General features: G+C 52.9%; 22 protein-coding genes. 3 read left to right on the forward strand and 19 right to left on the reverse strand.

The genetic code is table 11. The features are described 5' to 3' along the window. Positions 1-69: 69 nt before the first annotated feature. Positions 70-765 carry a pirin family protein gene (locus KUE00_RS17210; RefSeq protein ID WP_246761213.1) on the reverse strand — a complete coding sequence of 232 codons (696 nt, stop codon included), beginning with the start codon at positions 763-765 and terminating at the stop codon, positions 70-72. An 845-nt stretch (positions 766-1610) separates the two neighbouring features. Then, positions 1611-2378, reverse strand: coding sequence for a Fic family protein (locus KUE00_RS17215; protein ID WP_246761214.1), 768 nt, complete (start codon positions 2376-2378; stop codon positions 1611-1613). Between the two features lie 214 nt (positions 2379-2592). Between KUE00_RS17215 and KUE00_RS17220 the strand changes: the two genes are divergently transcribed. Further along, entirely contained in the window at positions 2593-3090 is a 498-nt protein-coding gene (locus tag KUE00_RS17220) for a GNAT family N-acetyltransferase (protein WP_246761215.1), read from the forward strand. Positions 3091-3135: 45 nt separating this feature from the next. On the opposite strand, the gene ggt is transcribed toward KUE00_RS17220, so the two are convergent. Beyond that, positions 3136-4878, reverse strand: a complete 1743-nt coding sequence (gene ggt / locus KUE00_RS17225) for a gamma-glutamyltransferase (RefSeq protein WP_246761216.1) — start codon at positions 4876-4878, stop codon at positions 3136-3138. Between the two features lie 156 nt (positions 4879-5034). On the opposite strand from ggt, the gene KUE00_RS17230 reads away from it, so the two are divergent. Further along, positions 5035-5325, forward strand: coding sequence for a DUF2756 domain-containing protein (locus KUE00_RS17230; RefSeq protein WP_246761217.1), 291 nt, complete (start codon positions 5035-5037; stop codon positions 5323-5325). 192 nt (positions 5326-5517) lie between these two features. On the opposite strand, the gene ugpQ is transcribed toward KUE00_RS17230, so the two are convergent. From ugpQ to KUE00_RS17290, 12 genes are all read right to left on the reverse strand, one after another. Further along, a complete protein-coding gene (ugpQ, locus tag KUE00_RS17235; RefSeq protein WP_246761218.1) occupies positions 5518-6291 on the reverse strand; it encodes a glycerophosphodiester phosphodiesterase in 774 nt (257 codons plus the stop codon). Beyond that, positions 6288-7355, reverse strand: coding sequence for a sn-glycerol-3-phosphate import ATP-binding protein UgpC (locus KUE00_RS17240; RefSeq protein ID WP_246761219.1), 1068 nt, complete (start codon positions 7353-7355; stop codon positions 6288-6290). The genes ugpQ and KUE00_RS17240 overlap by 4 nt, the downstream gene beginning before the upstream one ends. Before the next feature lies 1 nt (position 7356). After that, on the reverse strand, positions 7357-8205 hold the full coding sequence (ugpE, locus tag KUE00_RS17245; protein ID WP_246761220.1) for a sn-glycerol-3-phosphate ABC transporter permease UgpE: 849 nt from the start codon (positions 8203-8205) through the stop codon (positions 7357-7359). Beyond that, positions 8202-9089 carry a sn-glycerol-3-phosphate ABC transporter permease UgpA gene (gene ugpA / locus KUE00_RS17250; protein ID WP_246761221.1) on the reverse strand — a complete coding sequence of 296 codons (888 nt, stop codon included), beginning with the start codon at positions 9087-9089 and terminating at the stop codon, positions 8202-8204. Before ugpA ends, ugpE begins: the two co-directional genes overlap by 4 nt. An 89-nt stretch (positions 9090-9178) precedes the next feature. Further along, entirely contained in the window at positions 9179-10498 is a 1320-nt protein-coding gene (ugpB, locus tag KUE00_RS17255; protein WP_246761222.1) for a sn-glycerol-3-phosphate ABC transporter substrate-binding protein UgpB, read from the reverse strand. Positions 10499-10738: 240 nt separating this feature from the next. Beyond that, entirely contained in the window at positions 10739-11152 is a 414-nt protein-coding gene (locus KUE00_RS17260; RefSeq protein WP_246761223.1) for a lysozyme inhibitor LprI family protein, read from the reverse strand. Then, positions 11149-11757, reverse strand: coding sequence for a pesticin C-terminus-like muramidase (locus KUE00_RS17265; protein WP_246761224.1), 609 nt, complete (start codon positions 11755-11757; stop codon positions 11149-11151). Before KUE00_RS17265 ends, KUE00_RS17260 begins: the two co-directional genes overlap by 4 nt. A 235-nt stretch (positions 11758-11992) precedes the next feature. Continuing rightward, positions 11993-12700 carry a high-affinity branched-chain amino acid ABC transporter ATP-binding protein LivF gene (gene livF / locus KUE00_RS17270; RefSeq protein WP_246761225.1) on the reverse strand — a complete coding sequence of 236 codons (708 nt, stop codon included), beginning with the start codon at positions 12698-12700 and terminating at the stop codon, positions 11993-11995. Position 12701: 1 nt separating this feature from the next. Continuing rightward, positions 12702-13466 (reverse strand): high-affinity branched-chain amino acid ABC transporter ATP-binding protein LivG, encoded by a 765-nt coding sequence (livG, locus tag KUE00_RS17275; RefSeq protein WP_246761226.1) that lies wholly within the window; start codon positions 13464-13466, stop codon positions 12702-12704. Then, complete coding sequence (locus KUE00_RS17280; protein WP_246761227.1) at positions 13463-14734, reverse strand: high-affinity branched-chain amino acid ABC transporter permease LivM; 1272 nt, start codon at positions 14732-14734, stop codon at positions 13463-13465. The genes livG and KUE00_RS17280 overlap by 4 nt, the downstream gene beginning before the upstream one ends. After that, positions 14731-15657 (reverse strand): high-affinity branched-chain amino acid ABC transporter permease LivH, encoded by a 927-nt coding sequence (gene livH / locus KUE00_RS17285; protein WP_246761228.1) that lies wholly within the window; start codon positions 15655-15657, stop codon positions 14731-14733. The genes KUE00_RS17280 and livH overlap by 4 nt, the downstream gene beginning before the upstream one ends. A 51-nt stretch (positions 15658-15708) precedes the next feature. After that, a complete protein-coding gene (locus KUE00_RS17290) occupies positions 15709-16821 on the reverse strand; it encodes a branched-chain amino acid ABC transporter substrate-binding protein (protein ID WP_246761229.1) in 1113 nt (370 codons plus the stop codon). Positions 16822-17200: 379 nt separating this feature from the next. On the opposite strand from KUE00_RS17290, the gene panM reads away from it, so the two are divergent. Further along, on the forward strand, positions 17201-17596 hold the full coding sequence (gene panM, locus KUE00_RS17295) for an aspartate 1-decarboxylase autocleavage activator PanM (protein WP_246761230.1): 396 nt from the start codon (positions 17201-17203) through the stop codon (positions 17594-17596). Positions 17597-17651: 55 nt separating this feature from the next. Here panM and rpoH read toward each other — a convergent pair whose 3' ends face one another. From rpoH to ftsY, 4 genes are all read right to left on the reverse strand, one after another. After that, positions 17652-18506 (reverse strand): RNA polymerase sigma factor RpoH, encoded by an 855-nt coding sequence (gene rpoH, locus KUE00_RS17300; protein ID WP_246761231.1) that lies wholly within the window; start codon positions 18504-18506, stop codon positions 17652-17654. Between the two features lie 262 nt (positions 18507-18768). Further along, positions 18769-19752 (reverse strand): permease-like cell division protein FtsX, encoded by a 984-nt coding sequence (gene ftsX, locus KUE00_RS17305; RefSeq protein WP_246761232.1) that lies wholly within the window; start codon positions 19750-19752, stop codon positions 18769-18771. After that, positions 19742-20410 (reverse strand): cell division ATP-binding protein FtsE, encoded by a 669-nt coding sequence (gene ftsE / locus KUE00_RS17310; RefSeq protein ID WP_246761233.1) that lies wholly within the window; start codon positions 20408-20410, stop codon positions 19742-19744. Before ftsE ends, ftsX begins: the two co-directional genes overlap by 11 nt. Before the next feature lie 5 nt (positions 20411-20415). After that, positions 20416-22041 carry a signal recognition particle-docking protein FtsY gene (gene ftsY / locus KUE00_RS17315; RefSeq protein ID WP_246761234.1) on the reverse strand — a complete coding sequence of 542 codons (1626 nt, stop codon included), beginning with the start codon at positions 22039-22041 and terminating at the stop codon, positions 20416-20418. Positions 22042-22060: the final 19 nt, after the last annotated feature.

Here is a 22060-nt window from a genome sequence, read left to right on the forward strand (position 1 = left end):
TTAGCTGAGTGTAACAAAAATGGCAGGAAAACGGTGAGGGGCGCGGAAGACCGCGCCCAAAGTGTGAACTTAAACCGGCGGCAGATCGAACAACAGGATTTCGGCGTCGCTGTCGGCTTTAATACTCAATGCCGCTTCATCCCAGATAGCGAAGGCGTCGCTGGTGCCTGCTTTTTCACCGTTGATGGCGACATCACCTTTTACGACCTGAATCCAGATACGGCGATTTGATTCAACTTTAACCGTATCCTGTTCGCCCTGTTTCAGGACCCAGCGAGAAAGGGTCATATCCTGATAAACTTTCAGCGAACCTTCCCGTGCGTCCGGTGATAACACCAGCTGCCGGCCCTGCACATCGGCAAAACGGCGCTGATCGTAACGCGGCGTAATACCGGTTTTTTCCGGGATAATCCAGATCTGGTACAGATGCAGCGGTACATCTTTGCTGGCGTTATATTCTGAATGGCGCACGCCGGTACCGGCACTCATAATCTGGAACTCGCCCGCCGGAATCTGCTCTTTGTTACCCATGCTGTCCTGATGCTCAACGGTACCGGAAAGCACATAGGTCAAAATTTCCATATCTTTATGGGGATGGGTACCAAACCCCTGGCCTGCGTCGATCACATCTTCGTTAATCACTCGCAGCGCCGAAAAGCCCATAAAGTTGGCGTCGTAGTAGTTAGCGAAGGAGAACGTGTGCCAGCTGTCCAGCCAGCCGTGGTTAGCGTGACCGCGCTCTTCTGCTTTGCGTAAATAAATCATATTCAATCCTCCTCAACGTTTTCAGCTAGTCTGAACCTGCACCGGGCGGGAAGATAGCGGAGAAAATTGTCTCCTCTGTTCAAATTATTCGACTAATTTGCAGCACAATATTCAGATTCTTTGCGTGAGCGACGGCGTACGATTGTCGCGAAAAGAGTTACTGAAGAAGTTACGGATGGCAGGAAAAAACAAGGCGTGGGGTGGGCTACAAAACTGTCTCTTGCTGGATGACAGGCAAAAAAAAGCCAGCACCCGAGCTGGCTAAAAATATTGGAAGCAATGTGAGCAATGTCGTGCCTTCCCGACCGGCCCGTGAAGTCCGTATCGAAAACGCATGACAATAATAATCATTATCATTCGCACTTGTAAAGTTTTTCCTGCGCTTTTTCCCGCTTGCTTTTCTGGCTGAATCCCCTGATTTTAGAAAGGTTTTTTTTCAATCAGAGCAGACGGTACCCTTACCCTTCCAGCAAAAGATTAACGTATGCTTGATATAAAAATGTTTTTCCTCTGGTTCGCCCTGTTGTCTCAACGAGGATCCCAGCTTTTACCAATGCTTTGACAGCCGCATTTGCGGTAGGAAAGGTAACGCCAAGCTCTGCCTGCGCACGTTCCACACTTACTTTAGGCATTGTGGGCAGTAATTCAAAAAGCCGAAATGCCTGCAATGTAACCGGCTCAGCATATAATATCTTTTTGCGATCTCTGGCGATTAAAGAGGCAATTTGAACAATACTGCGCTGCGCTTCTTCTGCAGCGGCCTCAACCCCTTTCAGGAAAAAAACAACCCAGGATTCCCAGTCACCGGAGTCACGAAGCCGGGAAAGGCGGCGATAGTACTCTGTCTAATGCGCTTTCAGGTAACCCGACATATATAAAAGCGGCTCTGGGAGAAGCTGCCATTCTTCAAGCAGCATAGCTATTAACAACCGCCCTATACGACCATTCCCATCAAGAAATGGGTGAATGGTTTCAAACTGGGCGTGTATCAGGGCAATACGTACCAGTGGAGGTAAACCAGATTGCTTATCATGGATATAGAGTTCGAGGTCGCTGAGCAGGTTTATCACCTCTTCGGGTGGTGGAGGGACGTAAGCAGCATTTCCCGGGCGAGTTCCTCCAACCCAGTTTTGTGTAGTACGAACAGCTCCCGGTTGTTTACTTGCGCCACGTACCCCTTTTAATAAAATTTTATGAGCTTCAGTGAGCAGTCGAACAGAGACGGGGAGTCCTACAGGTGAATGAATTTGCTCTCTGATAAATTTAAAAGCCTGCAAGTAGTTAGTGACTTCTTCAACATCATCAGCATTGGCTACAGTAAGTCCGGCTTCGTTATCAAAAACGTCATTTAATGTTGCCTGAGTCCCTTCCAGTTGAGAAGTTAACAAGGCTTCCCTGCGTATCGCGCTATAAATCAGCCATTCGCCTGACATGACCAATCCCGTCATCCCCGATAATAGGGCTATCGCCAGCTCTGCCCGATGATTGAGAGCACGGTATGAATCAACCGCAAGTTCAGGCGAACCGGGCGGCAATGCAAAAGGAATAAACGCTTTTACATTTTCGTTGTAACTATGCGTGATGACATATCGACCTGAAATCCTTTGCTCCATGTAAAACTCCTTTCTTAGGCCATTTTTATTAAAGCGTCCTTTAATAAGACACCGTTTTATTAAAACAATCTTTAATTAGTCTCCTTTCATTCTACGCCTGACGGGTTTTGTAAATAATACGCTCTTTTAGCCTGCTTTCTATGCCGCTTTTCCCGCTTGCTTTTCTGGCTGAATCCCCTGATTTTGGAAAGGAAATAACCAAAAGGAGCAAGAGATGAGTGAGATAGTGATAAGACACGCCGCCGTTGAGGATGCCGCCGCGCTGTATCGTATTCTTAGCCAGCCGGAAACCTATACCGATACGCTCCAAATCCCTCATCCTTCGCTTCATTTGCTTCAGGAACGCCTGCAAAAACTTCAGCCCGGCATGCAGCGTCTGGTGGCCTGTATCGATGAGCAGGTCGTCGGTGAGTTATACCTGGAAGTCAACGGCCGTGCCCGTCGGCGTCATACGGCTACTTTTGGACTGTGCGTTGACTGCCACTATCGTGGCCGCGGTGTGGCCTCGGCTTTGATGCAGGAGATGGTCAGCCTGTGCGATAACTGGCTGGGCGTGGAGCGCATTGAGCTAACGGTATTTGCCGACAACGATGTTGCCGTCAGGCTTTATCAACGATTTGGGTTTACTACGGAGGGCGTTGCGCGTCGCTTTGCTATCCGGAATGGTGAGCAGGTTGATGCGCTTTATATGGCGCGGCTGAGAGAAAAATAAAACGATCATAAGGGCGATAGCCACTATCGCCCTTATGGTGAGCTGTTAGTAGCCCGCGGTTAAATCATCGATAGATCGCGGGTCGGATGCACCATACAGCGTACCGTCCGGACCAATCATAATGCTTTGCGTACTGCCCATCGCTGGCAGAACTTTAACGTGCTGGCCTTTGTCACCCAGCAGCTTCAGCGTATCCGGGCTGAAGCCTTTTTCTACGCGCAGCTGATCCGGTAGCCACTGATGATGAAAGCGTGGCGCGTTGGTTGCTTCCGCGACGTTCATGCCAAAGTCGATGCTGTTGACCACCATTTGCAGCACGGTAGTAATAATCCGGCTACCGCCCGGGCTGCCAGTGACCAGCCAGGTTTTGCCATCTTTCGCCACGATAGTTGGCGACATAGACGATAATGGCCGCTTGTAAGGCTGTACCGCATTGGCCTCGCCGCCTACCAGGCCATAAATATTTGGCGTGCCCGGCTTGGCAGAAAAGTCGTCCATCTCGTTATTCAGCAGAATGCCGCTCTTCCCCGCCACGATGCCACTACCGAAGTAGGTGTTCAGCGTATAGGTTACGGCTACCGCATTGCCCTGCTTATCCACCACGGAAAAATGGGTAGTCTGATTACTTTCATAAGGCGCAAGCTTGCCGGGCTTAATTTCTGTTGAAGGGCGAGCCTTATTAACATCAATCTGCTGCGCCAGCGATTTTGCATAGGCCTTATTGGTTAAAGCCTGCCACGGCACCTTCACAAAATCGGGGTCGCCCAAATATTCAGAACGATCGGCATAGGCGTATTTTTCCGCCTCTGCCATCACCTGCATGGCATCGGCGCTGCCGAAGCCCATTTTCGCCAGGTCGAAGTTTTCCAGAATATTCAGGATTTCTACAATATGAATGCCGCCTGAAGAGGGTGGCGGCATTGAAAAGACTTCATAACCGCGATAGGTGCCGCTAATTGGTTTGCGCTCCACGGCTTTATAGTTTGCCAGATCCGCTTTGCCAATCAGGCCGCCGTTCTGTGTCATTTCCGCGGCAATCTGGTCGGCAATTTCACCTTTATAGAAGGCGTCCGGGCCAAGGGTAGCGATCAGCCTCAGACTATGGGCAAGATTATGCTGCACCAGCTTTTCGCCGCGCGCATAAGGCTGGCCATCCGGCTTATAAAAAATAGCCTTGCTGTTGGGATGATTAACCAGCACTTCTTTACCATAAACCTTCAGGTCGTCGGCCAGCGCTTCGTTGACCACAATGCCTTTTTCCGCCAGTTTAATGGCGGGCGCTATCAGCTGCGCAAGCGGCAGCGTGCCGTACTCCTGGCGGGCTAAGGCAAAGCCCGCAACGGTGCCGGGAACGCCCGAAGCCAGATGAGAGGTAAGCGATTTTTTACTGTCTGCGTTGCCCTGAGCGTCCAGGAACATGTCGCGGCTGGCCTTAATCGGTGCCATTTCCCGAAAATCGATAGCGGTAGTACGGCCCGAGGCGGTACGGATCAGCATAAAGCCGCCGCCGCCAAGATTGCCGGCCTGCGGATGCGTTACCGCCAGCGCGTAGCCAACCGCGATTGCCGCATCGACGGCGTTACCGCCCTGCTTCAGCACGTCCACGCCTACCTGCGTAGCCAGCGCATCCACAGAAGCAACCATACCATGCTGCGCCGTTTCCGGATGGAAAGTATCCGCGCTCACGCCATAAGAGACTGGCGGCGCAGTTGTTGCTGCCGTTGCGCTTTGGCAAAGAAACAACGCCGTTACCAGCGCTGCTGCCAGCTTTGTCCTGCTTTGTCCCATAGTAACCTCTTATTAGTATTATTTACGTTTGTTTACCGACTCTAACTATGCACAAAATAAGCAGAAAGGCGAGACATCATGCAAATTCAGAACGGGCCTCAGGCTGAAAGGGAGCGGCTGGCATACAATGAAGTAACAGTAATAGGGAGGTGTCAGATGAAATGGTTAATCGTTTGTGTCGCGCTGTTGCCGCTTGGCAGCATGGCGCAGGTAATAAACAATACGGATCCAAACCAGCCGGGCTACAACCCCAGCTCGCAGCGCATGCAGTCACAAATGCAGACGCAACAAACGCAGCAGCAGAGGAAATTGCAGCAGGATCAGCAGCAGCAGAGCCAGCAGCTACAGCGCAAAGTGCAGGAGCAACGCGACAGCGCTTCGCAACGCGTGTTGCAGACGCAGCCTGGTGCAACCACCGCGCCACCGGTTCAGCAGAACAATAATTAAAAGTTTCTGAGACAGAGAACGCTGGCAAAGCGCAGTCGGTAAACGCTTTGCCACCAGCCACAAATGATGATGTTTGCCAGCTCAGATCCTGAAAGCTTGCCGCAGACGCCGCCTCGCTGGTTGGCACCTACGGCATTGCTTTTATAAAGCGCGGCATCGCCAGTCCGTGTAAAACGTTTAACGCTCTGAACGTTAGTCTGGAGCCTGGACGCCAGCCGAAGATGTAGCAAAGTCGGCACTTAACAGATCGATACGATCGGTACAGATAGCATCAACCCCCCAGCTCAGTAATGCTCTGGCCCGCTCGGGCTGGTTAACCGTATAAACCAGAATCCGTAGCCCCGCCGCTTTTAGCGCCGCCACCCTCTCCTGATTTAATACTTTATGATTGAAATGCACAGATATGCAGTCAAGGCTCTCGGTCATCTGCTGCCAGTCATCATGCCATTCATGCAATAGCAGCCCGCGCGGCAGTTCCGGTACGGCCTGCATCGCCGCCGCCAGCGCATCGTAAGAGAATGATGACAGCAAAGGCGCGGTCTGGTTTTGCCAAAGCTCGCGAGCCGCCAGCGCCACGACGCGTCCGGTTTCCGCTTCCAGCCCCGTAGTGGGCTTGATCTCAATATTAGCCATCATGTTGTAGGAAGCGCAGCGCTCCGCAACCTGTGACAGCAGCGGCAGTCGCTCACCGGCAAAATCGTTACCGAACCAGCCGCCGACATCCAGCTGTAGCAGCTTCTCCCACGGCAGCTGTCCGGCGATGCCCCAACCGTTGCTGGTTCTGTCCAGCGTATCGTCGTGCAGCAAAAAGATTTCGCCGTCCAGCGACAGCTTAACGTCAAACTCAATCATTTTATGGCCCAGCCGCGCGCCGGTATCAATACCGGCGAGGGTGTTTTCCGGAGCCAGCTTGCCGCCGCCGCGATGGGCGACGATAGCGGGATAAGGCCAGGTTTTAGCAGTCATTCGAGCCGTTGTCCGTTGTGAGTGTCAAAGAAGTGTAGCGATTCTGGCGGTAAATGCAGCCACAGCAGGCTACCGATGGCCGGACGCTGGACGTGGGGTAAACGCACAACCATATTACTGTTGCCCCATTTGCCGTGGGCGAGATTATCTGCGCCCAACATCTCCAGCGTTTCTACCGCCAGCGCCAGCCCGCTTTGCCTGTCGGCTAACCTGATATGCTCTGGCCGGATCCCTACCGTCAACTGGCGGCCTGCCCACTGTGGTTTAGCCTGCGGTAGCGGTACGGTGCTTGCCGCCAGCAGCAGCTGTGAACCATCCGGACCGATCTCTCCTTCCAGCAGATTCATGGCGGGCGCGCCAATAAAGCTGGCCACAAAACGCGTGGCGGGCCGTTCGTAGATCTCAACCGGCGTGCCTAGCTGCTCCAGGACGCCTTTATTCATCACCATCACGCGCTGTGCCAGCGTCATCGCCTCAACCTGGTCGTGCGTCACGTACAGGCTGGTGGTTTGCAGGCGACGATGCAGCTGCTGTAGCTCAAGCCGCATCTGTACCCGCAGCCGCGCATCAAGATTGGATAAAGGCTCGTCAAACAGAAAAACCGCTGGTTCACGCACGATAGCACGCCCCATCGCCACACGTTGACGCTGGCCGCCGGAAAGCTCGCGCGGACGACGGTGTAGCAGCGCTTCCAGCTCCAGACTTTTGGCCGCCTCCAGAACGTGCTGACGAATATGCTCTTTACCCATACCGCGGATTTTCAGCCCGTAAGCCATATTCTGCTCAACGCTCATATGTGGGTAGAGCGCATAGTTTTGAAACACCATCGCGATGCCGCGATCTTTCGGTTCCAGGTTGGTTACGCGTTCGCTGTCGATATAGATATCGCCGCTGCTTACCTGCTCCAGCCCGGCCACCATACGCAGCAGTGTTGATTTGCCACAGCCGGAAGGCCCTACCATCACCATAAATTCGCCGTCGCGGATATCAACGTCCAGCGGCTGGATAATCTGGTTTTTGCCGTCATAAGATTTGGTGACGGCCTGAAATTTTACGCCTGCCATGCTATTTCTCGCTCTCTACCAGCCCGCGAACAAAAGCGCGCTGCATCACTAAAACAATCATTACCGGTGGGATCATGGTCAGCAGCATGGCCGCCATGACCAGGTTCCACTGCGTGGGGGTGCCGTCACCGGTACCAATCATGCTGCGGATACCCGCTACGGCTGTGCCTAAATCAATATCGTTGATAATCAGCAACGGCCAGAGGTACTGGTTCCAGCCGTAAATAAAGGTGATGACAAACAGCGCGGCCAGATTCGTTTTTGACAGCGGCAGCACGATGTCCCAAAAGAAGCGCATCGGTCCCGCGCCGTCAATGCGTGCTGCTTCGATCAGCTCATCCGGCAGGGTCATAAAAAACTGGCGAAACAGAAAGGTCGCGGTCGCGGAAGCCATCAGCGGCAACGTTAGCCCGCTATAGCTATCCAGCATGTGCAGGTTTGAAATGACTTCGACCGTCGGAAAGATACGCACTTCAACCGGCAGCATCAGCGTGATAAAAATCAGCCAGAAAAATAGCCCGCGCAGCGGAAAGCGGAACCACACCAGCGCAAAGGCGGACAGGATCGAGACCGAAATTTTCCCGATGGTAATCGCCAGCGCCATCAGCGTGCTATTGAACAACATCTTGCCGAAAGGCGCGGTATTTTGCGCCACGCCGTGCTGCCAGATAGCGCTGATATTGTCCCAAAGAGCATGACCGGGGATTAGCGGCATGGGCACCTGAAAGACTTCGCTGTTGCTTAACGTCGCGGCGACAAAAGCCACGTAAAGCGGAAAAAGCACGGTCAGCACGCCCAGCCCCAGCATGATATGGCTGAAAATGGTCAGCCCGCGTCGATTTTCAATCATTGGTAACGCACCCTTTTCTCGACATAGCGAAACTGAATCACCGTCAGCGCTATTACCAGCACCATCAGCACCACCGACTGGGCGGAAGAAGAAGAGAGATCCAGACCGGCAAAGCCTTCGCGATAAATTTTGTAGATAAGCGTGGTGGTCGACTGTACTGGCCCGCCGCCCGTTGCGGCATCGATAACCGGAAAGGTGTCAAAGAAGGCGTAAACCAGGTTGACTACCACCAGAAAGAATCCCACCGGCGTAATCAGCGGCAGCGAAATCTGGAAAAAACGACGTACCGGGCCAGCGCCATCAATAGCCGCCGCTTCGGTCAGCGATTTGGGGATAGACTGCAACGCCGCAAAGAAAAACAGGAAGTTGTAGCTCATCTGCTGCCAGACGGAAGCCAGTACTACCAGCGTCATCGCCTGGCCGCTGTTTTGCGCATGGTTCCAGCTGTAGCCAAGCTGGCCAAGAAAATGCGTAATCAATCCCTGGCCGGGGCTAAACAGAAACATCCATAGCACCGCCGCGACCGCTGGCGCAACGGCATAGGGCAGCAGAAACAGCGTCTGATAGAAGCGCTTCATTCGCAGAACGTGATCGGTCAGCGCGGCAAAAAACAGCGACACTACCAGGCCAATTACCGTCACCAGTCCGCTAAAAATCAGCGTGGTTTTAAAGGAATCAAGGTAATACTCATCATCCAGCAGCCTGGTAAAGTTTTCCATGCCGACAAAAGTGCTGGATATACCGAAAGGATCGACGCGCTGTACCGAATACCATAAGGCTTCACCAGCGGGCCAGAGAAAGAAGATCAGCGTAATCAGCAGCTGCGGCAGCATCAGCAGATAAGGCAGCCAGCGTGAACGAAAAACAGGACGTGAAGAGGACATAAAAAGACTCTGAAAATGCGCCTGAAGGCAGCATAAGCGCCACCTGAAATGCAGCCGAACCGTTATTGCGGCACGGCTGCGCTACAGATTTATTGCTTAACGGTTTGCTCGAAACGTCTCAGCAGAAGGTTACCGCGAGTCACGGCGTTATCCAGCGCGGCCTGCGGGGTTTTCTTGCCGGTCCAGACGCCTTCCAGCTCTTCATCGATGATGGTGCGGATCTGCGGCATATTGCCCAGGCGCATCCCTTTGGTGAACGGCAACGGCGGCTTGTTCAGCATCTGGCGCGTGGCGATATCGGCACCCGGGTTTTTATCGTAAAAGCCCTGTTTGCGCGTCAGATCGTAGGCCACTGTGGTGACAGGCAGATAACCGGTTTTCTGATGCCATTCGGCAGCAATTTCCGGCTGCGCCAGGAACTGCATAAATTCCGCGACGCCTTTATAAGTGGCGGCATCTTTGCCCTTCATTACCCACAGGCTGGCCCCGCCGATCATGGCGTTTTGCGGCGCGTTTGGCACCGTATCATCATATGGCATCATGCCAACGCCATAATTGAATCTGGCATAATGGCGGATATCAGCCAGCGAGCCGGATGATGCCGTAGTGATGCCGCAGTCACCGTTATAAAATTTGGCAGTGGGTTCATCTTTGCGGCCGAAGTAGGTGAAATCACCTTTTTTATTCATCTCTTCCAGCATCTGGATATGGCGCACCTGAACTGGCTTATTGAATTCCAGTACGGCATCAGCGCCATCAAAGCCGTTGTTGTTAGTCGCGACCGGCAGAGCATGCCAGGCGCTAAAGTTTTCAATCTGAATCCAGCCCTGCCAGCCGCTGGCATAACCGCAGCTCATACCGGATTTACGCAACGCGGCGGCATCTTTTGCCAGCTCCTGCCAGGTTTTTGGCGGCTCATCCGGGTTCAGGCCCGCTTTTTTAAACGCGTCTTTATTGTAATAAAGCACTGGCGTAGAGCTGTTAAACGGTTGTGAAATCAGATGGCCCGTTTTCGAGTCGCTGTAATAACCGGAAACCGTCGGCACAAACTGTTTTTCGTCAAAAGGAATGCCCGCATTTTTAAAAACATCGTAGACCGGCACGATAGCATGAGAAGCCATCATCGTTGCCGTCCCGACTTCGTAAACCTGCAGAATGGCCGGGGCGCGGTTAGAGCGTACGGCGGCGATCCCGGCGGCAAGGCTTTGTTCGTAGTTGCCTTTATAGGTGGGTACGATCTTGTAATCAGGATGGGAGTCGTTAAAGCGCTGCGCGAGGGAGTTAACCTCCACGCCCAGCTCGCCTTCCATAGAGTGCCAGAACGGAATATCGGTGGCGGCCAGCGCCTGCCCGCTTAGGGTTAGCCCCAGTACAATGCTCAGTCTGGATAAACTTGAGAACAATGGCATATCGGTTTCCTGTACCCGGTGTCAAAAGGCGCAAAGCCGCGCGCGGTAAGTGGTCGGCAGGTAACATGACATGCAAAAATGAAGGAAAGATAACAGCTATATGACGGCCGGATGACAGACTAATGAGCGGCAGATGACAGGAAGATGACGGAAAACGTGTTTATAAAAGGCGTGCCTCATCGTGCTGGAAAATAGACACTCCCTGTCGACGCCTCAAAAAAATAAATTAAATAGAACAATTCATTTTAATTTGAAATTCATATAGTATGCGCTTTTCTTATTATAGTGTTGAGCCATACATAACTCATAGACAGACAAATATTCTTTTGAATACATTTCATTTAAAGATGCTTCAGCTGAACACTCGCTAATAATATACTTTCTCCATAATCGATCGCTTTCCTCAAGATTATTAATAAATTCATCAAAATTTTTCATGCCTTTCTTTTTATCAATTAACTTCATGTAAAAATCATCATAGGCTCTTTCATAATCACGCTTACTTAATTGAAAATTCAATGTACTTTTATTTTCATGCGAAGATTTTAAATTATTATTATAATCCGCCTCAGGATTACTCTTAACCATAGAGGAATCTGCGGTGCTATACTGTACAATGCTTAGCATTACCAATATTGCTATAAAAACCCTCATCCTTTCCCCTCCTTGATAAGATATCCTATGCGATTTCTTCCGATTTCATCTTTAGATAACTGCTGATTACTTTTGATAAACAGGATTACATCGTTTCTACTATTTTTTTCAAAATATTTAACTCGCCCTGGTTCTAATCGCCCCTGATAAAACATATCTACAAACACGTCTTTTAATGCCTGATTCAGGTTATCCCAGCTTACAGCCTCTTTTCCTTTCCTTCTGTAATAAAATCTTCTGGCCCTGTTAAGATAATCAGGATAGATAATTTCAAATAAATCTAGCTGCTGCTTTTCCGTTATATCGTTAATGACCCGCTCGTTATTTCTCACAAATTTTTCCGCCTGACAATATTTTAAACCAGCGCCATTTGCAATTTTTCTTGCGCTCTCAGGAGGTATTCCAGCCATTATCAGGATGCTGTAAGCTTCCGCTTTTGTACGGCTTCCCAAATCAAACCCCCGGCCAATCGTTACGCCGGAAGCATCTCTGGCACAGCCTGCGCTATTGCCAGGCCAGTGGATTTTTCTTGAATAATAGCGGCTGCCGGGGTAATTATCCCCTTCCGCGCGAAACGTCAGCAATCCTTCTTTGGGTTCGAGCATAGCCTCTCCTTTGGCTTATTTGTCATTCATTGACACTGGCGAAATAGTACGCCTTATTTTTATCCTGTCGCAATAATTTTATCGCATTTTATTTATAGTTTTTTGATTTCAGGAAGGAATAAAAAAGAGAGAACGGCAGACAGCGCTCAAAAGATAATAAAAATGTGCGGAATATTAAGCTAAGCTTTTTTAATGTAATACGTGGAATAAAGGGGCCAGAATCGGCCCCTTCAATTTAGCCGCCTAAATAAGCGCTGCGTACTGCTTCATTCGCCAGCAGCGCTGCGCCGCTGTCTTCCAGCACCACGTGGCCGTTTTCCAGCACGTAGCCGCGATCCGCCAGCTTCAGCGCCTGATTAGCATTTTGCTCCACCAGAAAGATGGTCATGCCTTCCTGACGTAGCTGTTCGATGGTATCGAAGATTTGCTGAATAATAATTGGCGCAAGACCCAGCGAAGGCTCGTCCAGCAGTAGCAAACGCGGCTGGCTCATTAGCGCACGGCCAATGGCCAACATCTGCTGCTCGCCGCCGGACATAGTGCCCGCACGCTGTACGCGCCGTTCATAGAGACGAGGGAAAAGCTCGTAGACACGCTTGATACGGCTTTGATACTGCTGCCGATCGGCAAAGAAACCGCCCATAGCCAGGTTCTCATCTACCGTCATGCGGGAAAAAACGCGGCGGCCTTCCGGCACGATAGCTATCGCCTCGCGCATAATGCGGGCGGTTTGCCAGTCGGTAATATCCCTGCCATCAAACAGCACTTTTCCTTGGCTTGCCCGCGGTTCTCCGCAGAGCGTACCCAGAATAGTGGTTTTGCCCGCACCGTTCGCACCGATTAGCGTGACGATTTCACCCTGTTCAATATGCAGGCTGACATTGTGCAGCGCCTGGATTTTACCGTAGTGTGTGCTGACGTTTTCAAGAGAGAGCATTGGCATTTTATGCTTCCCCCAGATAAGCGCGGATAACATCCGGATTGTTGCGGATTTCTTCCGGCGTACCGTTCGCCAGTGGCGTACCCTGGTTGACCACGTAGATGCGGTCGGAAATGCCCATTACCAGTTTCATATCGTGTTCAATCAACAGTACCGAGACCTTGTGCTCGCTTCTGAGCTCGGCGATCAGCTCGTCCAGCTCCAGCGTCTCTTTTGGGTTCAGGCCCGCCGCTGGTTCATCCAGCATCAGGATTTCTGGCCGCGTAACCATACAGCGGGCGATTTCCAGACGGCGCTGCTGACCATAAGCCAGGTTGCCCGCCTGACGATTGGCCAGCGTCAGGAGGCCAACGCGATCCAGCCAGCTGGCAGCCCTGTCCAGCGCCTCGCTTTCTGCTTTACGAAACGCAGGCGTCTTCAGCAGTCCGGCGAAAACGCCACTTTTCAGATGCTGATGCTGCGCCACCAGCAGGTTTTCGATTACCGTCATTTCCCGGAACAGGCGAACGTGCTGGAAGGTGCGTACTATGCCCATCCGGGCAATTTGCTGGCCGGCTAAACCTGCCAGCTCACGGTCACCAAGCATGATGCTGCCGCCTGTTGGACGATAAAAGCCGGTCAGGCAGTTGAAAACCGTTGTTTTTCCGGCGCCGTTTGGGCCAATCAGCGAAACGATCTCCTGCTCACGCAGTTCCAGCGCCACGTTATTGACCGCGAGCAGGCCGCCAAAGCGCATCATCAGGCCGTTTACGGCTAACAGAGGCTTCATGGCTGCTCTCCTTTATCCACATTTTTCAGCTTCAGGTGCGGGCGCTGCATCGGCAGCAGGCCCTGTGGTCGCCAGATCATCATCAGCACCATCAGGCCACCGAGCACCAGCATGCTGTACTCGTTCAGGTCGCGCATGAGCTCGCGAGAAACCACCAGCAGCACGGCCGCCAGGATAACCGCGAACTGCGAGCCCATGCCACCCAGCACAACGATAGCCAGCACAAAGGCCGATTCAGCAAAGGTGAAGGATTCCGGGCTGACAAAACCCTGGCGCGCCGCAAACAAACTACCGGCGAAACCGGCAAAAGCGGCGCTAATAGTGAAGGCGGTCAGCTTGATGCGCGTCGGGCTCAGGCCCAGCGAACGACAGGCGATTTCATCTTCGCGCAGCGCTTCCCATGCACGGCCAAGCGGCATCCTCAGCAGTCGGTTAATGACAAACAGTGTTATCACGACCAGCAGCAGCGCCACCATGTAAAGAAAGATAATGCGATCGCTGGGATCGTATTTCAGGTTAAAGAAGTGGTGGAAGGTATCCCAGCCGCCGTCACGCACGCTGCGGTTAAACTCCAGGCCAAAAAATGATGGCTTGGGGATCTGGCTGATGCCGTTCGGGCCGCCGGTAATTTCCGTGTTATTCAACAGCAGAATACGGACGATTTCGCCAAAGCCCAGCGTCACGATAGCCAGATAGTCACCGCGCAGGCGTAGCACCGGGAAACCAAGCAGCAGGCCGAACAGCGCGGCCACGATGCCCGCCAGCGGCAGACATTCCCAAAAACCCAGGCCGAAATAGTGGTTAAGCAGCGCGAAGGTATAAGCGCCGATAGCGTAAAAACCGCCATAGCCCAGCACCAGCAGGCCAGAAAGTCCAACGACCACGTTCAGGCCAAGACCCAGCATTACGTAGATCAACGTTAGCGTCGCGATATCGACAGTGCCGCGCGATACCAGGAAAGGCCAGATGGCCGCAGCGACAATCAGCAGCAGCAGAAACAGCTTTTGCTTTGGCGTGGAGCCGTCAATACCGGGCAACACCAGCGTCGGGCCAGAAATGCTTTTCAGTCCGCGCTGAAAAACAGGACGTAAAAGCTGGAAGAAGAACACCACCACACAGCCGATGATGATCCAGTTCCAGCGCACGCTGCCCGCGTTGTTGACGACCAGATGCGTTCCGTCCAGATTCAGCCGCATGCCCATAAAGAAGGCGGCCAGAACCAGCAGCATAACCGCTGAAATAAAGGCGTTAACAAGGCTGGATTTCATACTTTCTCCACCTCCGGACGCCCTAAAATACCGGTTGGCATGACCAGCAGCACCACAATCAGCAGCGCAAATGAGACCACGTCTTTGTATTCAGTGCTCAGATAAGCGGAAGTCAGCGCCTCGGCAATGCCCAAAATCAAACCGCCCAGCATGGCTCCGGGAATGCTACCGATGCCGCCCAACACCGCTGCGGTAAAGGCCTTCATTCCTGCCATGAAACCGATATAAGGATTGATCACGCCATAAAACTGGCCCAGCAATACGCCCGCAACCGCGGCCATCGCAGCGCCAATAACGAAGGTTAGCGAAATAACGCGGTCGGTATTGATACCCAGCAGGCTGGCCATCTTTAAATCTTCCGCGCAGGCGCGGCAGGCCCGTCCCATACGTGAATAGCGGATAAACAGCGTTAAGGCGAGCATGGCAACAAAGGTCACGCTCCAGATAACAATCTGCATAGTGGAAATGGTGGCGGCAAAACCGTTGCTGACGCCCAGCGTCCACCGGCCCGTTATCAGGCTCGGCAATGCTAAATCGCGCGAGCCCTGAGTCAGGCTGACGTAATTTTGCAGAAAGATAGACATGCCGATGGCGGAAATCAGTGCGATCAATCTTTTGGAAGAGCGTACGGGTTTGTAGGCGACGCGCTCAATGCTCCAGCCATAAGCGCTGGCGATAACGATAGCGACGATAAAACCCGCGCCAATCAGCAGCCAGCTGGCGTCAATGCCCATCATCATTAGCGCAGCGATAACGATAAAAGAAACGTAGCTGCCAATCATATACACCTCGCCGTGGGCGAAGTTGATCATGCCAATGATGCCGTAAACCATCGTGTAGCCAATGGCAATCAGCGCATAGGTGCTACCCAACGTGACGCCGTTGAACATTTGCTGCAGAAAATAGAGAAACTGCTCAGACATAGATTACCCTTAACACATCCGCGAGCGGGAACGACGCTCGCGGAAACAGTCTTATTTTACGGCGGTAGAAGAGCCGTCGGCATGCCAGGTGAAGATACCGAACTCAAAACCTTTCAGATCGCCTTTGGTATCCCAGCTCAGATCGCCCATTACCGTTGGTACTGGCGCGCCCTCTTTCAGGTTTTTTACAATCTCTTCCGGCTCGGCGCTTTTACTGCGCTCCATGCCGGTGGTCAGAGCCTGTAGCGCGGCATAGGTCGTCCAGACAAACGGCCCGGTTGGATCCAGTTTTTTCGCCTTCAGCGCATCAACAACAGGTTTGTTGGCAGGTACCTGATCGTAACGTTTTGGCAGCGTGACCAGCATGCCTTCAGAAGCCGCGCCAGCAATATTAGAGAGCGAAGCGTTACCCACGCCTTCTGGCCCCATAAAGCCAGTTTTCAGGCCAGCCGCGCGCGACTGACGCAGGATCTGTCCCATTTCCGGGTAGTAACCGCCAAAATAGACGAAATCGACGTTCTCTTTTTTCAGGCGCGCTACCAGCGTGGAGAAATCTTTGTCGCCTGCGGTAATGCCTTCAAACATCACTACGTTGCCGCCCGATTTTTTCAGGCTGTCCTGCACGGAACGCGCCAGCCCTTCACCGTACTGCTGTTTGTCATGAATAACGGCGATGCGCTGCGGTTTGATTTTCTCAAGGATATATTTCGCCGCCGTCGGCCCCTGATCAGAATCCAGACCGGTCGTACGCATAATCATTTTGTAGCCGCGGGTGGTCAGATCGGCATTGGTTGCTGCGGGCGTGATCATCAGCACGCCTTCATCTTCATAAATATCGGAAGCGGGCTGGGTGGAAGAAGAGCAGAGATGCCCAATAACGTAACGGATACCGTCGTTAATCACTTTGTTAGCGACGGCGACAGCCTGCTTCGGATCGCAGGCGTCATCGTACTGAACGCCCACCAGCTTGTTACCGTTAACGCCACCTTTTGCGTTGATATCGGCAATGGCCTGCTTCGCGCCGGTGAATTCCATATCGCCATATTGCGCTACCGGGCCAGACATGGCGCCAACAATAGCGACCTTGATATCTTCTGCCGTGGCGGCATGGCTGAGTGCCAGTGCCATACAGCCTGCCAAAAACGCGCTACCTTTCATTTTCATCCTGACTACCCCATCAGTTGTGTTTGTTTTTTATACTGCCGACCGATAACCGCTGTAAGAATAACGGCTTAGCGATCAATGCGGCCCTTTTAAGGAATAAGGCTTTAAATTTCAGGTTATTAAACAGGAATATTCTTCTGTAAATCAACTGACATAATGTGATATAGCCGCCACAATCAGCATGAATCACTGGTACGAACACGGGTTATTCTGTCGCCAGCCAGCGGGTTATTCTGTGTTCAGCGCGCTTTCTCAGCGTTTTACTTTTAACTTTAATCCTCCCCCTGACAGATTGCTTTGTTTTTATACAAAAAAAGTTTCACGTCCTTCCGTGTATAATTTCGCTACAATATGCCTTTGCAGCGGCACGGAAATTTTTATGAAACTGACCATTTTGCGGCTTCGGCATTTTTCTGCCCAGGATTGCCTGGATCTGGCTAAAATCTGGCCGGAGAGCCAGCCGGAAAAAATGCAGCTGGATGAACAGCATCAGCTCTATGCGGCAAAATTTAACGATCGGCTGTTGGCTGCCGTCACGGTGAGGCTGGAAGGGACGCGGGGCGAACTGGCGAATTTAATGGTGCGGGAAGTCACGCGACGTCGTGGCGTGGGTAGTTATCTGCTGGAAGAAGTGCTGGCGCAAAATCCCGACGTGACAAGCTGGTGGATGGCGGATTTGGCAAGTGAAGATCGCGCTGGGCTGGCGAGATTTATGCAGCAGCAGGGTTTTACTGCTCAACCGGGCGGCTGGGTTTATCGGCACAAGCCAGGCTGAGCAGGCCATAAACAGAAAAGGCGCCCCGAAGGACGCCTTTTCTTATTGCAGCGGATTATGCTTCGATAGCTACCCGCAGCTTTTTCATCGCATTTTTTTCCAGCTGACGTACGCGCTCTGCCGAAACGCCGTATTTATCCGCCAGCTCCTGCAGCGTGGTTTTGTTGTCATCATCCAGCCAGCGGGCACGAATGATGTCCTGGCTGCGCTCGTCCAGGCCCTGCATGGCATCGCTGAGCTTATCTGCCGCGTGGTTATCCCAGTTATCTTCTTCAATGCCGTCGGCAAAGTCGGAAGATTTATCCTGCAGATAGAGCATTGGCGCCATTGAACGGCCTTCGCCTTCGTCTTCCGGTGCGGGATCAAAGGTCATGTCCTGAGCCGCCATACGCGACTCCATTTCCAGCACGTCTTTACTGGAAACGCCCAGTTCGCGCGCAACCATTTCTACTTCATCCTGATTAAACCAGCCCAGACGCTGCTTGGCCTTACGCAGGTTGAAGAACAGTTTGCGCTGCGCCTTGGTCGTCGCAACCTTAACGATACGCCAGTTACGCAAGACGTATTCATGGATTTCGGCCTTGATCCAGTGAACGGCGAAGGAAACCAGACGCACACCCACTTCCGGGTTAAAGCGTCGTACGGCCTTCATCAGGCCAATGTTACCTTCCTGAATCAAATCCGCCTGCGGCAGACCGTATCCGGAATAATTACGAGCGACATGAACAACAAAGCGCAGGTGAGACAGGATCAGCGTTTTGGCTGCTTCCAGATCGCCCTGGTAATGCAGCCGTTCAGCCAGCGCTTTTTCCTCTTCTGCCGTCAGCACAGGCCAGGCATTGGCCGCCCGGATGTAGGAATCCAGGTTGCCTAAAGGAGCAATAGCTAAAGTTTGCATTTCTTTGGTCATTCAAACCCTCTCTGTATTAAGCAATATTGCCGCACTTTTCCCTGAGCGGTTCACAAGACTACGTGAACAGCAGCGAGAAAGGAACGCAATCTGTGCTACTTCGACTACAAAGTTATCCACAAGTTCACTATTTGCTGTGCATAATATACACACATTTCTCGGGCAGGGGGAGCGGGGCAAAAAAGAAGTTTTCAGTCTACTTCCTCTGCGGCACAACGCTCATGCAACAGAGGAAGAGTATACCAAAAATCGTGAAAAGGGGTTACTGCGGCGTAAAACGACGTAAATGTTGTACCGTTGCCAGCCAGGCGGCTACCCAGCCAATCATCGCTGAAATCAGCAGCAGCAGCAGGCTTTCATCCCATGCCAGGCCGCGCAGGCTGAAGGTGGTACCAAATACCGCAGCAACCTGAGTCACAACGGATTCCAGGCGGAAAACCAGTACCTCAGAAAGCACCAGCGACAGCAGTGCGCCGCAAAAACCGAGTAGCGCGCCGCCGTACAGGAAAGGCCGCAGGATAAAACCGTCCGTTGCACCAATCAGTTTCTGCACGTTGATGGTATCGCGCCGGGCAAAAATGCTGAGCCGCACGCTGTTACCAATAACCAGAAACACCGCGACAATCATCAGGATACCAATCATGGTCGCGACCTGACCCACCAGCCCCGCCAGCGCCGCCAGCCTTGCAAACCAGCTGTCATCCATTTTCACTTCGTCTACGCCCTGCACTTTCGTTACGCGATCGCGCAGGTTGTTCATGGTATCGGAATTTTGAAAATCGATTTTTGGCGTGACGATAGCTACCGCCGGCAGTGGATTTTGCTCCAGCATATCCATCGCGCCGCCGAAGCCAGACCAGTTACGGAACTCGCCCAGCGCCTCTTCGCGCGACAGATAGTTGACCTTATCTACGCCCTCTTCTTTTTTCAGCTGAGCGACCACATTTTCCGCCGCATCGTCATCCAGCGTTTTGCTCAGATAAACCGTCAGCTGCGGTGCCGGATACCACTGCTGCGCCGCGCTGCTGACGTTTTTCCAGACCATAAAGCAGACGCTCGGCAAAGTTAGCGAGATGGCGATAACCATAACCGTTAACAGCGTTGCCAAAGGCTGACGCAGCAGATCGGAAAGCGTCCCGCGCAGCGCATAGCGCCACTGCTCCTGCCAGCCGCCCTTCAGCGCTTTGCTTTTAGACGGTCTGGCGGCTTTTGGTGCCGCCGGGCGCGGATTGCGTTTATTCGCCATAGTTGCCTCCGTGCAGACGTCCCTGATTCAGCGTCATTAAACGATAGTTGCGGCGGGCAATAAGCGCCCGATCGTGGGTTGCCATCAGTACGGTCACGCCAACGCGGTTAAACTCTTCAAACAGGCGCAGGATATCTTCCGACAGCGCGTCGTCCAGGTTACCGGTTGGCTCATCGGCCAGCAGTACAGCAGGCTTGTTCACTACCGCACGGGCAATCCCCACGCGCTGCTGCTCACCGCCCGACAGCTGAACAGGAAAGCTTTTCGCCTTATCGAGCAGGCCGACCTTATCCAGCGCGGCGGAAACACGACGGCGAATATCCTCGCCGCTGGCCCCCGCAATAATCAGCGGGATAGCCACGTTGTCATACACCGTTCGGTCCATCAACAGATGGTGATCCTGAAAAATCATGCCAATCTGACGACGTAAGAAAGGCACTTCGCGGCTTTTTAAACGGCTGATATCGTGTCCGCTAAACCAGATATGACCCGCGCTGGGGCGCTCTATGCCGCATATCAGTTTTAACAGCGTGCTTTTCCCTGCGCCGGAATGACCGGTCAGAAACGCCATTTCTCCCTGTTGCAGATGAAAATCTACCCCTTGCAGCGCCTGCCGACCGCCGAGATAAGCCTTACTGACTTCTTCAAAGCGAATCATCCTAATTAGTCCTCTCGGGCGAATAGTGCCTCTATAAAATCGTCCGCCTTGAACGATCGTAAATCTTCAATGCCTTCCCCTACGCCGATGTAGCGAATAGGGATACCAAACTGATCGGCGACCGAGAAGATCACGCCGCCTTTGGCGGTGCCGTCCAGCTTGGTTAGCGTAATGCCTGTCAGGCCAACCGCCTCATGGAACAGCTTAGTCTGGCTGATAGCGTTCTGACCGGTGCTGGCGTCAATAGTCAGCATCACTTCATGCGGTGCCTGCTCATCCAGCTTTTTCATGACGCGAGTAATCTTTTTCAGCTCTTCCATCAGGTGCGATTTATTCTGCAGACGGCCTGCCGTATCGGCAATCAGCACGTCAACGCCGCGCGCTTTCGCCGCCTGAATCGCATCAAAGATAACCGAAGCAGAATCTGCACCGGTATGCTGCGCAACAACCGGAATATTGTTGCGCTGACCCCACACCTGTAGCTGCTCAACGGCCGCAGCGCGGAAGGTGTCGCCCGCCGCCAACATGACGGATTTGCCTTCCGCCTGATACTGACGAGCCAGTTTACCGATGGTGGTGGTTTTACCCACGCCGTTTACGCCGACCATCAGGATAACGAAAGGCGTTTTGCCGGTTACATCCAGCGGCGCGTCAACCTTCGCCAGAATCTCGGACATTTCCTGCTTGAGCAGGCCATACAGCGCTTCGGCATCGCGCAACTGTTTGCGGTTTGCCTGCGCGGTCAGGTTTGCGATAATGCGACGCGTGGTTTCAACGCCAACATCCGCAATCAGCAGCTGCTCTTCCAGCTCTTCAAACAGCTCGTCATCGATTTTTTTACCGCGAAACAGGCTGACAAAGCCGGAACCGAGGTTTTGACGGGTTTTCACCAGGCTGCGCTTCAGGCGGGCGAAAAAGCCTTCTTTGGTCGGACGCGCCTGCTCTTCAACAAGATGAGCCTGCTCTTCCGAGGCGTTCGCCTGTTCGACCTTGACCAGCGCGGCGGCAACGGATTCTTCTTCTTCAATGACCGTTAGTTCAGCGTCAGAAGCGCCAGCGGCGAGCGCGGCGGCTTCCAGCTCTTCTGGCGAAATTTCTTCCGGCAGCAGTTCTTCTTCCGGCTCCGGCTCCGCTGCGGCGATTTCTTCCGGCAGTAGTTCTTCTTCCGGCTCCGGCTTCGCTACGGCGATTTCTTCCGGCAGCGGTTCTTCTTCCGGCTCCGGCTTCGCTACGGCAATTTCTTTCGGCAGCGGTTCTTCTTCCGGCTCCGGCTTCGCTACGGCGATTTCTTCCGGCAGCAGTTCTTCTTCCGGCTCCGGCTTCGCTGCGGCGATTTCTTCCGGCTGCGGTTCTTCTTCCGGTTCCGGCTTCGCTGCGGCGATTTCTTCCGGCTCCGGCGCGACTTCTTTAACGGCTTCCGGCTCGACTTCTTTAACGGCTTCCGGCTCGACGTGAGCAACGGTTTTCGTTATCTCGACGATTTCATCAGCACGCTGTTCAGCTTCCGGAAGCGCAACGGGTTCCGCGGCCTCGCTCTGCTGCTCTGGCGTTTGGGCCTCTTCCTCAGGCGCTTTTTCTTCGCGTCCTAATCCCAGCCAGGAAAAAAAGCCACGTTTTTTATTTTTTGCCATGGTGCAACCCTACTCCTCG

The sequence above is a fragment of the Erwinia phyllosphaerae genome (assembly GCF_019132875.1).
Classification (GTDB): Bacteria; Pseudomonadota; Gammaproteobacteria; order Enterobacterales; family Enterobacteriaceae; genus Erwinia; species Erwinia phyllosphaerae.

Bases quoted from the DNA above. Each gene is read 5' to 3' on its own strand.
- KUE00_RS17240 (WP_246761219.1), bottom strand. From the start codon at position 7,355: ATGGCAGGCGTAAAATTTCAGGCCGTCACCAAATCTTATGACGGCAAA.
- KUE00_RS17280 (WP_246761227.1), bottom strand. From the start codon at position 14,734: ATGAAATCCAGCCTTGTTAACGCCTTTATTTCAGCGGTTATGCTGCTG.
- livH (WP_246761228.1), bottom strand. From the start codon at position 15,657: ATGTCTGAGCAGTTTCTCTATTTTCTGCAGCAAATGTTCAACGGCGTC.
- livF (WP_246761225.1), bottom strand. From the start codon at position 12,700: ATGCCAATGCTCTCTCTTGAAAACGTCAGCACACACTACGGTAAAATC.
- panM (WP_246761230.1), top strand. From the start codon at position 17,201: ATGAAACTGACCATTTTGCGGCTTCGGCATTTTTCTGCCCAGGATTGC.
- KUE00_RS17215 (WP_246761214.1), bottom strand. From the start codon at position 2,378: ATGGAGCAAAGGATTTCAGGTCGATATGTCATCACGCATAGTTACAAC.
- ggt (WP_246761216.1), bottom strand. From the start codon at position 4,878: ATGGGACAAAGCAGGACAAAGCTGGCAGCAGCGCTGGTAACGGCGTTG.
- KUE00_RS17230 (WP_246761217.1), top strand. From the start codon at position 5,035: ATGAAATGGTTAATCGTTTGTGTCGCGCTGTTGCCGCTTGGCAGCATG.
- KUE00_RS17210 (WP_246761213.1), bottom strand. From the start codon at position 765: ATGATTTATTTACGCAAAGCAGAAGAGCGCGGTCACGCTAACCACGGC.
- ftsE (WP_246761233.1), bottom strand. From the start codon at position 20,410: ATGATTCGCTTTGAAGAAGTCAGTAAGGCTTATCTCGGCGGTCGGCAG.
- ugpA (WP_246761221.1), bottom strand. From the start codon at position 9,089: ATGTCCTCTTCACGTCCTGTTTTTCGTTCACGCTGGCTGCCTTATCTG.
- KUE00_RS17265 (WP_246761224.1), bottom strand. From the start codon at position 11,757: ATGCTCGAACCCAAAGAAGGATTGCTGACGTTTCGCGCGGAAGGGGAT.
- KUE00_RS17260 (WP_246761223.1), bottom strand. From the start codon at position 11,152: ATGAGGGTTTTTATAGCAATATTGGTAATGCTAAGCATTGTACAGTAT.
- ftsY (WP_246761234.1), bottom strand. From the start codon at position 22,041: ATGGCAAAAAATAAAAAACGTGGCTTTTTTTCCTGGCTGGGATTAGGA.
- ugpQ (WP_246761218.1), bottom strand. From the start codon at position 6,291: ATGACTGCTAAAACCTGGCCTTATCCCGCTATCGTCGCCCATCGCGGC.
- livG (WP_246761226.1), bottom strand. From the start codon at position 13,466: ATGAAGCCTCTGTTAGCCGTAAACGGCCTGATGATGCGCTTTGGCGGC.
- KUE00_RS17290 (WP_246761229.1), bottom strand. From the start codon at position 16,821: ATGAAAATGAAAGGTAGCGCGTTTTTGGCAGGCTGTATGGCACTGGCA.
- KUE00_RS17220 (WP_246761215.1), top strand. From the start codon at position 2,593: ATGAGTGAGATAGTGATAAGACACGCCGCCGTTGAGGATGCCGCCGCG.
- ugpB (WP_246761222.1), bottom strand. From the start codon at position 10,498: ATGCCATTGTTCTCAAGTTTATCCAGACTGAGCATTGTACTGGGGCTA.
- ftsX (WP_246761232.1), bottom strand. From the start codon at position 19,752: ATGGCGAATAAACGCAATCCGCGCCCGGCGGCACCAAAAGCCGCCAGA.
- rpoH (WP_246761231.1), bottom strand. From the start codon at position 18,506: ATGACCAAAGAAATGCAAACTTTAGCTATTGCTCCTTTAGGCAACCTG.
- ugpE (WP_246761220.1), bottom strand. From the start codon at position 8,205: ATGATTGAAAATCGACGCGGGCTGACCATTTTCAGCCATATCATGCTG.